The sequence below is a fragment of the Mycobacterium sp. pUA109 genome (genome assembly GCF_041287095.1).
Taxonomy (GTDB): Bacteria; Actinomycetota; Actinomycetes; order Mycobacteriales; family Mycobacteriaceae; genus Mycobacterium.
The window spans coordinates 1-10761 of record NZ_JBGGKS010000042.1 but is presented as its reverse complement, the minus strand read 5'-3'; the positions used below and the strand labels follow the sequence as shown (position 1 = coordinate 10761).

The window sequence follows — 10761 nt, the reverse complement described above, 5'->3', positions numbered from 1 at the left end:
CCAAAAGTTCCCTCAGCTACGACTCCCCCTCCCACGTCTCCGGCACCAACGGCACCCGCGGACCACCACCAAACCCATCCGCATCCAACGTCGCCAACCCAGCCGCCACCGCCACCTTCTCCTTGTGCGTAGTCCCGGTGAACCCCAACGGCCCAGCCCCCCGGTCCGACGCGGCGGTCGCGGTGAAATCGTCTGCGGTCGGCGGGGTTACCGAGTCGCCGTTCATGTCCATGAACGCGTCGGCGAACTCCCGCATCTCGGTGCGGCGGCGCCGCCGGGCGCGGGTCTTTTCCCGGCTGGACGCCCGCACCGCGGCCGCGGCCGCCGGCACCCCGACGGCCGGCGCCTTGGTGTGATCGCGGTCGGTCAGTGTGGGACCGAACCCAGTTCCGGGATAGCCGCCGGCGACCACGTAGCCGAACATTCCGGTGCCCGGCGCCGGGGCCGGCGCACCGCTGGTGGCCGGGGCGCCGCTGCCGGCTGGGGCCGCCGAGGCCGCGCCCGCGCCGCCCCCCGCGCCGAGCCCCACCGCCATCGGGTTGTTGGGCTGCTCGGCGCGCACCTGCGTCGGTGTCGCGGCCGCCTCGGCGGGCATGTCGTCGGCCGGCGAGGCTTGTTCGGCCATCGCCATCACTTGCGGGATGGCGATGCCCAGGATCAGCGGAATGAGCAGTGGCGAGGCGAAAATCATCCCCCAGGTGGTGAAGCCGACCGGAATGAAGAACGCCTCATAGGCGATGAAGAACAGCAGCGGAAACCACGCCGCCGGGTTCGCGAGGATAGAGCTCAGCGCCCCGCTCGGATTCTGCAGGAACTGCATCAGCTGCTGGAACATCTGGCTGAAGAAGTCCGTGCCGCCGGTGGATTGCGCAGCCGGAGACTGCGTGGTGTCGGCTTTCATCACCGTCGGCGCGCTCTGGGTGCGCGGCGCCGACGCCAGTGCGACGGTGGACACCGCGTGATAGGTGCCCATCGTGGTGGCGGCCTGAATCCACATCCGCACGTAGTCGGCTTCGTTGAGCGCGATCGGGATGGTGTTCAGGCCAAAGAAATTCGTCGCGACCAGCACCCCGTGAATGGTGTGGTTGAGCGCCAACTCCGGCAACGTCGGCATGGCGGCCAATGCGGTGGTGTAGGCGGCGGCCGCCACTTCGTGCTGGGCGGCACTTCCGGCGCTGTTGACGCTGGCCTGGGCCAGCCACGCCAGGTAGGGCAGGTGCGCGGCGACGTAGGTCTCCGCGCTCGAACCCTGCCACGCCCCGGTTTGTACGGCGGCCAGTATCCCGGTGAGTTCTTCGGCCACTGAGGCGTATTCGGCGCTCAGCGACGTCCACGCGCCAGCCGCGGCTAGCAGCGCTCCCGGTCCTGGACCGCTGCTCAGCAACGCCGAATGCACTTCCGGCGGTGAGGCGATCCAGACTGGCCCGACAGGCATGGTTACAGCCCGCCGCCATAGGTCGCCGCGGCCGCGGCGTCGCCCGCGAGGTAGCTGGCCCCGGATTCACCGACGCCGATGCCCGCGCGGCCCAACTCTTCCACGCCCTGGGCGGCCACGGCGGCATGCTCGTTGCCCTGCGCGCTGAACCCGGCCGCGGTCTGCAGCGACACCGGGTCGGCCGCCGGCGGCACCACCGCGGTGATCATCGGCGCCGCCCCGGCGTGGGCGGCCGCCAGCCGGGCGGTCAGCGCCTCGACGGCGGCACTGGCCGCCTCCAGGCCTTCGGGAACCACTCGTAGCGTCATGACTGGTACTCCTTCCCTCGTTCGGACATCAGCGCGCCAACCTCTGGTCGACGAGCGGGTTGATCAGCTGGACGTAGGTCGCGACGTCGCTGTCGCCCAACAGGACCGCGCGCCCGGCGGGCAGCCGGCTGAACCGCTGGCCGCGGATCTTTCCGCCGTCCTGCGGGTTGCCGGACAGCATCAACGTGGTGGCCTGCAGGTCGTTGAACCGGCGCAGCAACGTGTTGGTCATCAGCGCATGCCCGGATCCGGAGGCCCGGGCGGTGACGATCACCCGCAGCCCCAGATCGGTGGCTTGCGACAACAGCCCGATCAGGTTCGCCCACGGCCGTTGGCCCACATACGGTCCGGTCATCGCCGGGGTGTCGGGGATCGAGTCGACATCGTCGATGAGCAGATAGTGGGTGTGCCCGGTGTAGGTCCAGCGGGACAGGTCCGCCGGCGCCAGACCGGCCGGCGGGCGGCGCTGCTCGATGATCGCCGACAGCCCCATCATCGCCGGGATCACCCGGTCGAGGTTGGCGGTGTATTCGTTGTCGGGGAACAGCGGCTCGTCGACCAGATGCAGCCGCCGGTCCAGCACGGTGAACGCCACCTGGTCGGCGGTGCTGTTGTCGCGCACCGTGCGGATGATGTGGCGCAGCAGGTTGGTCTTGCCGGTCTTGCTGTCCCCGAACACCATCAGCAGCGGGTTGTCGGTGAAGTCGATTTCGACCGGGGCCAGATCCTCTTCCCGCTGACCGATGACGACCCGCTCCGGTCCCGGGTACAGCGAGCCGACCGCGTCGGGAGCCAGGTTGGTCGGCAGCAGCCGCACCGGCGGGGCGGTGACCCCGGGGTAGCGGGCGTTGACCGCGTCCACCTGCTCGGTTTCCGGTGCGGCGAACAGGAAGTGCTCGGCGGCCATGGTCAGGCCGCGGCCCGGCTGGTCGGCGGGCACGGCCTCGGCCGGGCGGTGCAGGGCGCCCACCACCCGCACGTTGGAGTCGCGGGCGTCGTGCAGCTTGAGCTCCAGGCGTAACCCGAGCCCGTCGCGCATCGCCAGCGGCACCTCCAGCCAGTTCGGGGTGGTGATGACCACGTGGATGCCGTAGGCCAAGCCGACGTTGACCAGTTCGGTGACCTTGGCCAGCAGCGGGTTCCGGGTGTTGAACTGGTCGGTGTTGTCCCGGCTGAACGCGTACAGGTTGTCGATGACGAAGAACACCTCGCCGAACCCGTCGTCGAGCGTGGAGCCGTTGTCGCGTCGATCCCGGAATGCTTCGCGGCGCTGACGAGCCAGCAGCAGCTGCTCGATCTCCCCGAAGGTGCGCCGGATGCGCTCGGGCTCCATCGGGGAGGCGACGCTGCCGACGTGCGCCAGGTCCTCCACCGCCCGCAGCTGGCCGCCGCCGTAGTCCAGGCAGTAGAACGTGACCTCGCGCGGCGAATGCAGGTGCGCGGCCGACATGATGAACGTCTGCAGCGCGGTCGTCTTACCCGACTTCGGGCCGCCGTGGATCAGCACGTTGCCGGCCGCGGACTTCGCGTCGAACACCAGCGGGTCGCGCCGCATCTCGAACGGTTTGTCGATTTCACCCAGCGGCCAGCGGAATTGCCCGGGGCCCACTCCGGCCCGCGACAGCACGGTACCCAGCGGAATCGGGTCGTCCAGCGGCGGCAGCCACAGCTGCGGTGCCCGCGGTCCGTACTGGGTCAGCTGGTCGCCGATGGTGGCGATCAGCTTGCGCGGCGGCCCCATGACGTCGTCGTCCTCGGCACCGGTGACCACCGTGTCGTGGTCGGGTTCCACGCGACCCGCGGTGAACGGCCGCGGCTCCGGAGCCGAGTGCACCACAATGGCTTTCGCTTCGCGCGGCGGGTCGTAGATGCCGTCGACGTAAGTGGAGCGGAACTTGATCGGCGCCGCACCGGGGGCGGGCACCAAAAAGCCCACACCTTTGTGTTCCTTGCCGGATTCGATGTGGTAGGCGTCCTCCACACCGATGATCTGCCGGGACACGCTGGGGCTGGCCACCTTCAACCCGATCCGGTAGGAGGTGTTCTTGTCGATGTCCTTGATCTTGCCGACGTCCAGGGTTTGCGACGCGAACAGGATGTGGATGCGAAACGACCGACCTTTACGCGCCACATAGTCGAATAGCTCGGCGTATTCGGGATGGTCGGCCAGCATCAGGGTGAACTCGTCGGCGACCACGAACAAGGTCGGGATCGGCGGCAGGTCCGCCACCGCCGGTCCGCCCTGCTCACGGGCGGCCTCGTATTCCAGCACCGAGTTGAACGCGCTGCCCTGGACCCGGCGGCCGGCCTCGCGCAGCAGCAGCTCGCGGCGGGCCACCTCACCACGCAGCGTGTCGGCGAACCGGTCGGCCAGCGACTTCTTTTCGGCCATGTTGGAGATCACCGCAACGACCTGTGGGAAGTTGCGGAAGATGTCGGCGCCGGCCTCACCCTTGAAGTCGGCGTAGATCACGATCAGCCGATCCGCGGAGTGGGTGGTCAACAGCGACAACAGGATCGACATCAGGGTCTGCGACTTGCCGGCACCGGTCATACCGATCATCAGGCCGTGCGGGCCCATGCCGCCCTCGGCCTCGTCCTTGAGGTCGAAGATCAGCGGTTCACCGGTGGCGGTGACGCCGATCGGGACCCGCAGCTCGTCCTCGCGTCGCCGCGGCGCCCACAGCGAGGGCACATCGAGTTGGGTCGCGTCCGGGATGCCCAGCAGCGTGGTGAAGGTGGCGCCGCGGGTGGCCGCCGAGCGCAGCCCGGCGTGGGTGGGGTTGGAGTCCCATCGGGACAGGCGCCGGGCCAGGTGGCTGGCCTCGTCGGCGCCGAACTGGTCGGCGGCATCGGCGTAGCGTTCCCAGCCGCCGCTTTGCCAGCGGTCGATCGCGCCGTCCTCGATGCGCAGGATCGGCCGCTCCGGGTCCGAATACTGCTCGCGGTGTGGCGGCGTGGCGCTGCGCTGGATAACGGTGACCCCGGCCCAGCCGGCCGACAGCGTGGAGGCGTTCAGGTCGTAGTCGGGGTCGTCGACGACGATCACCAAGTGCCGCAACGCGTCGGCGGGCTCACCGGAAAACGCCGGCCGGTCGGCCAGCGCCGGACCCAGCAGCGCGGCCAGCGCGTCCAGGTTCGGCGCCAGGTAGCGGGCCGGGCCCACCCCGTCGAGCTGACCGGGAATGTCCACGTGCGGCAGCCATTTCAGCCAGGACCAACCCGGGTCTTCCAGGTCGGGGGTGGCCAGCGCCACCCCGAGCATGCTCGGGTCGTGCCAGCTCACCGCTTGGGCGATCCAGGCCCGGATCGCGGCCCGGACCTCGTCGGCCTCGCCGAGCACGGTGATCCGCGACACCCGGGCCAGGTTGACGCCGATCGGCACGTCGCGCACCGTGCGCTGGGTGTCGAGCAGGCCCCGCAACGTGCTGTGCGACACCGGTTCCAGGTCGACTTCGTCGGCGGTGTCTTTGACCCGCAGCGTGGTGGCGAGCGGCACCTCGTGCCGGCCGGTGCGTACCACCAGGAAGTCGTCGTCGTGCGGGTCGCGTTCCCACTGGCGCCGCGACCCGGGCACCGCGGCCAAATCGGCCGGGTCCGGGTGCGACCATTCGGCCGCCGCGCGCTGTTCGGCGGCGGTGCCACGAATGTTGTCGCGGACCACCGACAGGTAGCGCAGGTAGTCGGCGCGCTCGGCGTCCACTTCCTCCGTGCGCATCTTGTTGTCGGTGCCGCGGTACAGCGCGGTGGCCGCCAGCAGCAGCACGAACGGGAAGAACAGGGTCTGCGGCGAGATGACCCGGATCCCGGTGGCGACCAGCGCCACGATCATTCCGACGATCAGCACCACGATCACCACCGGCAGCGCCCGCCGCAGCATCGACGGCGGAATCACCCGGGGCAGCTCGGGCGGCGGCTCGATGGCGATGGTGCCCTCACGGATACGCGGCCGCGGCAGCCGGCGGTGGGCTTCGAAGATCAGCCGGCTCATCGGGCGGCCTCCTGCTCGGTTGCGACCCGGCGGGCGGGTCGGTTGTCGGGGGCCAGCCAGTCGCGGGCGATCAGCGCGTCCGCGCGGGACAGCGCGGGTCCGGGCGCGAACAGCGACAGCACCGACCACGGGACGGGCACCGCGGGCGACGTCAGGCCCAGCGCCTCAAGGGTCTTGCCGTGTCCGGGGCCGGCGGCCGGGTCGTCGATGCCGTAGCGCACCCCGGTGTCGCCGATCCAGAACAGCGAGCCGTCCGGCGGCGAGCTCGGCCCTTGCCCGACGGTTTGGGTGAAGTAGCCGGTACCGGGGCCCAACGCGACCCGGGTGGCGGTCCCGCCGGCCCCGGCGGAGACCAGGTCCACGGTGCGCACCTCGTCGGACACCGGCAGCGCCGAGCCGGTCAGCAGCGTCAGCGAGCTGGTGCTGGCGCCGGCCGGTTGGCTCCAGTGCGCGCAGCTGACCGGGTCGCGGGCGGCGTCGACCAGGGTGATCGGCTGCGCCGGGTAGCGGCCGGTGTCCAGCGCCTTGGAGACCGGCAGCTTGGCGATTTGGTCGGCGGCCAGCGCCGGCGGCGCGTCCAGGCCGTAGGAGTTGGTGTTGCGCAGCACCGCGGCCAGCACCGGCGTGATGGGCTGCAGCCCGTCGGGCAGCACCGCGTAGTACTGCCGGGTGTTATCCGAGGCGCCGTCGATGGCGTGGGCGACCACCACCGCCCCGACCGGCGCGGACACCGGCATGCCGAATTGCGGCGGGTTTCCGGCGTCCGGGATGTCCGGGGCGGCAAGCGGCGGCGCCTCCGGGATCGCGTTGAACAACCCGTCGGCGATCGCGCGCGGGGTGAGCTCGTCGGCCTGAAGGCCCAGCGCGCTGGTCACCGCCCGGTCGTGCAGGTCGATGCGGCTGCGCCGGCCGTCCCACAACAGCCAGGAGCTGTCGTTGTTGCGGACCAGCACCGCCCGACCCGAGCCCAGCTCGCCGGCGCGGGCACCTTCGCTGTCCACCGGGCCGGCGATCACCGTCACGCCGGTGGCCGGGCCCGACACCGCGTCGCACACCGTCCAGTCCGCGTCCCGGCTGGTGTTTTGCACCATGCGCTCGGGGGCGCCTGGGATACCGATCAGGTTGCCGCGCGGGAACCGGTCCAGCGCACTGCTTTTCACCACGGTCGGGTTAGACGGGCGGCCGGCGATCAGCCGCGCCGAGGTCAAGTTGAGCACCGGGTGCAGCTGTTCGCCGATCCGGACATACAAGGCGGAGGTGGACCGGTCGGCGAGCACGGTGTCGTTACCGACCGATCCGTTGGGCCGGATCAGCGACAGCACAAAGCAGCCCGCCAGCCCGGTGACCAGCAAGATCACCCCCATCAGCACCGCCCGGGACTGGGTGCGCAGCGGGTCGACCAGCATCCGGGTGTCGTGCAGCGCGACCCCGGAGGCGATGCGACGCATCACGAAGCGCCAGCCGGTCACCTGGTGGCGGGTGACGAAACCGCGGCGGTAGGCCACCTGGTCGGGGTTGTTGTTGACCGGGGTGCGTGAGGTGAACGACCGCCGTTCGTCGTCGGACTGCGGGGCCGTCATGCCGGCACCGACAGGCCGAGGCCGCGCAGCAGCGGTGCCACCGAGTTGTTGACATCTGTCGCGGTAATGGTCATCAAGTCCTCATCGGTGAACGCGTTGGAGCCCGCTTGTTCGGAGTGGTCGAGCCGGAATTCGCGTTCCTCTTCGGAACGCTCGACCAGGTTGCGGACAAACCGGCCGTTGCCGGCGATGTCGAGGCTGCGCCGGTTGATCCCGTTGGCGTCGGGCATCGACGACTCCGCCAGGTTGGTGAACAGCCCCTGCAGGTCGTCCAGCGCGGCCTTTTCGAAGACGCTGTCGCGGTGCTCGGCCATCACGTTGGCGATCTCGACCAGCTCGGCGGGCGAGTAGGACGGGAAGTCGATGCTGCGGGTGAACCGGGACCGCAATCCCTCGTTGGTGTCCAGGAAGCGGTTCAGGTCGGCGCGGTAGCCGGCGATGATGACCACCAGCCGATCGCGGTCGTTTTCCATCCGGGCCAACAAGGTGTCGATCGCCACCAGGCCGAAGTCGTTTTTGGCGCCGGTGGCCACCAGGGCGTAGGCCTCGTCGAGGAACAGCACACCGTCGAGGGCGCTGTCGATGATCGCGTTGGTCTTGGCCTCGGTTTCACCGATGTGCTGGCCGATCAGGTCGGCGCGGTGCACCTCTTTGACGTTTTCCTTTTTCAGCAGGCCCAGGCCGCAGTAGATCTTGGCGACGACGCGGGCGATGGTGGTCTTACCGGTTCCGGGCGGTCCCGCGAACACCAGGTGGTGGGTGCGCTGCGCCACGGTCAGTCCGTGCTCCTGACGCCGGATCGCCATCGCCACCGAGCTTTTCAGGCGTTGCACCTGGTTTTTGACCTCGTCGAGGCCGATGAACTCACCCAGCTCGCGTTCGGCCTCGACCAGCAACGCGGCCTTGCGCTCGCGGGCCCCCGGATCGACGAAGTCGCCCTCGCTGGGCTCGGTGTCGGGGTCCCACGGGTCGGTGCGCGCGTCGATGCGGTCGGCGGTGGTGGTGTGGATCCCGAAGCTGTGGTCCAGCAGCGCATGCTGGATCTGCTCGTTCTCCGGGTTGGCCGCATACAGGTCTTGCAACACCTCGGCGGCGGACTCCTCGTCGTCCTGCGCGCGCAGCACCAGCCCCTTGGCCAGCCCGCCGTCGACCGCGGCGATCGCGATCGGGCCCTCGGGCTCCTCCAGGTACGACAACGCCGGGGCGAACATGCCCAGCCGGGCCAGTGCGATACCCAGGGTGATCTTGGCGGCGTGGGCGAACAGCGCGTCGAGGGTGGGGTCGTTGACGATCGGGGTCAGCAGCTTGACGACGTCCGACCAGCGCTCGGCGCGGTAGTGGATCGCGACCGCCACCCACCGGGCGTCGTGGAGACTCGGTCGGCGCTCGGCGATCTCGGCGACGATCTGATGTGCGTCGGCGAACTGCCCGGCACTCGCCAGCGCGGCGGCGTGCGCGAGGTGCAGGTCGTCGGGGTCGGTGGCGCGGAACTGGAGGTACAGCCCGGTGTCGTATTGGAATCCCAACGCACCGCGGCGCAGATCCAGTTGCCGCTGCAACATGCCAGCGGTGGCCGCCGTGCGTGACGCCGCTTCCAGCACCCGCGGCGAGACATCCCCGGCGGCGGCCAACCCCACCCAGGCGTCGCACTGGTCGTGGGCGACGCGGGTCAGGGCGCTGAATCCGGTGCGGGCCGCGTCGAGGTCGGCGGGCCGTTGCCGGTCGTGCACCACAATGCCGAGCGCCCGACAGCAGGTGGCGAATCGGCTGACGATGTCGCTATCCACCCGGCCGGTGCTGGGACGGGTCACAAGCATGCCGACGTCACCGTTGTCCATGCTTGGGTCGCCCCCTCCAGATGGTGTTACCTGAGTTCTTAACTGCGCTGAAGTTAGCATTGCATAAGCTAACTGTCGAGACGTTTGCGGGGCCCAACCCCGACCGCAGTTGCGGACGGCACGACGGCGCACTTTCCGCAGGTGAGTGAAGTTGGCAGCGGTCCGCCGCCCTGCCGGTCATCACACCGCCAGAGAACACGACAACCTCCCGTGGGCGCCCCGGATCAAGGCGTCCCCTTAATGAAAATCATTTCCGACAAGCTCGGCCGACACAGTACCTCGACCCGCCGGGGATGACAATTGCGTCTACCGGGGCGTTAGTCGTCGCCGGCAGGCCAAAAGTTCCATCACGGGGCGCGCCGCCGGTCACTTTGGACCGACGGCGCGTGGGGATTGCTTTGCGAGGGGGTGCCGATTACTCCTTGACGGCGCTGACCAAGGTATTGCGGGCGACCATCGGCCCGGCTTCGGTGTCCGGCGCGGGCACCGGCCGCTCCACGCTGCGCAGGTAATCGGCCAGCGGAGTCCCGGCCGCGGTCCAGCCGTGCGCGTTGAACCATTGGTCGGCCGGGGCGTGCTGCTCGTTGTAGACCAGTTGGAAGAAGACGCGTTGGCTGTCCTCGGCGTTGCGTTCCTCTTCGACGGCGGCGGCGAAGGCCTCTTGATTCATCGGGGCGCCGTCCTCGACGGCGACGTGGCTGCCGCTGCTGGCCAGCGCGTCGATGCCGGTGAACAACTGCTCCTGCGCGGTGGCCGGCAGGTAGATCAGCAGACCTTCGGCGATCCAGGCCGACGGTTGGGTCGGGTCGAACCCGTGGTCGCGCAGGGCCTGCGGCCAATCCTCGCGCAGGTCGATGGCGATCTCGCGCCGCTCGGCGTTGGGCTGGGCGCCATGGCGGGTCAGCACCTCGCGCTTGAACTCGAGGACCTGCGGCTGGTCCAGTTCGAAGATCGTGGTGCCGTCCGGCCAGGACAGCCGGTAGGCGCGGGAGTCCAGCCCAGCCGCCAAGATCACCACCTGGCGGACGCCGGCGTCGGCGGCGCGACGAAAGTAGTTGTCGAAGTAGCGCGTGCGGGCGCCCTGGAAGTTGACGAAGTGTTCGCCGAAGTCTTCGGTCTTCAGCTGATGCTCAGGGCATTTGCCGTCGAGCACGTCGGCCCAGTCGCCGCCGACGGCCCGGCAGAACTTCTCGGCATAGGGGTCGACGGCTAACGGATCGGGCTTTTGCGCCTCGAGCGCGCGGGCGGTCGCGACGAACAACGCCGTCGAGCCGACGCTTGTAGTGATGTCCCAGCTGTCTCTGTCGGTACGCACCCCAGCGAGATTACGCCGACTATCTGTGGGGCTCCTGGAGCCCACTGCTTTGTCCGTCGAGGCTGAGGTGATGGCATCGAGACCGCGCTCAACGCCGCGAGCCTGCACCCACGGCATCGAAACTGAACTCAGAGCGTGAATTTCGCCGCGACGACGCCCTGGTTACAGTCTCGGCGCCGTGAGCGCAGGCTCGCCGGCCCTAATCGGCCCGGGTCAGCCCCATTTGGCGGCTTCGGCGTTATCGCGAGCCAGCATGGCCAACGTGTTGGACTCATGCGTACCGGCCATCGCCGC

The 10761-nt window shown here is 69.5% G+C and carries 6 protein-coding genes and 1 pseudogene; all 7 read right to left on the bottom strand.

What is annotated here, in order from left to right; genetic code table 11:
* Positions 1–16: 16 nt before the first annotated feature.
* A complete protein-coding gene (locus tag ACAG26_RS27400) occupies positions 17–1435 on the bottom strand; it encodes a PPE family protein (RefSeq protein WP_370486228.1) in 1419 nt (472 codons plus the stop codon).
* Between the two features lie 2 nt (positions 1436–1437).
* Positions 1438–1743 (bottom strand): PE family protein, encoded by a 306-nt coding sequence (locus ACAG26_RS27395; RefSeq protein WP_370486227.1) that lies wholly within the window; start codon positions 1741–1743, stop codon positions 1438–1440.
* 28 nt (positions 1744–1771) lie between these two features.
* A complete protein-coding gene (gene eccCa, locus ACAG26_RS27390) occupies positions 1772–5734 on the bottom strand; it encodes a type VII secretion protein EccCa (RefSeq protein ID WP_370486226.1) in 3963 nt (1320 codons plus the stop codon).
* Positions 5731–7314, bottom strand: coding sequence for a type VII secretion protein EccB (gene eccB / locus ACAG26_RS27385; protein WP_370486225.1), 1584 nt, complete (start codon positions 7312–7314; stop codon positions 5731–5733). Before eccB ends, eccCa begins: the two co-directional genes overlap by 4 nt.
* The gene (gene eccA / locus ACAG26_RS27380) at positions 7311–9152 is read right to left on the bottom strand and encodes a type VII secretion AAA-ATPase EccA (protein WP_370486224.1); all 1842 of its coding nucleotides are present in this window, start codon (positions 9150–9152) and stop codon (positions 7311–7313) included. The genes eccB and eccA overlap by 4 nt, the downstream gene beginning before the upstream one ends.
* Positions 9153–9567: 415 nt before the next feature.
* Complete coding sequence (locus ACAG26_RS27375; protein ID WP_370486223.1) at positions 9568–10467, bottom strand: class I SAM-dependent methyltransferase; 900 nt, start codon at positions 10465–10467, stop codon at positions 9568–9570.
* Between the two features lie 213 nt (positions 10468–10680).
* A pseudogene (locus ACAG26_RS27370) lies at positions 10681–10761 on the bottom strand (WXG100 family type VII secretion target); the annotation flags it as partial.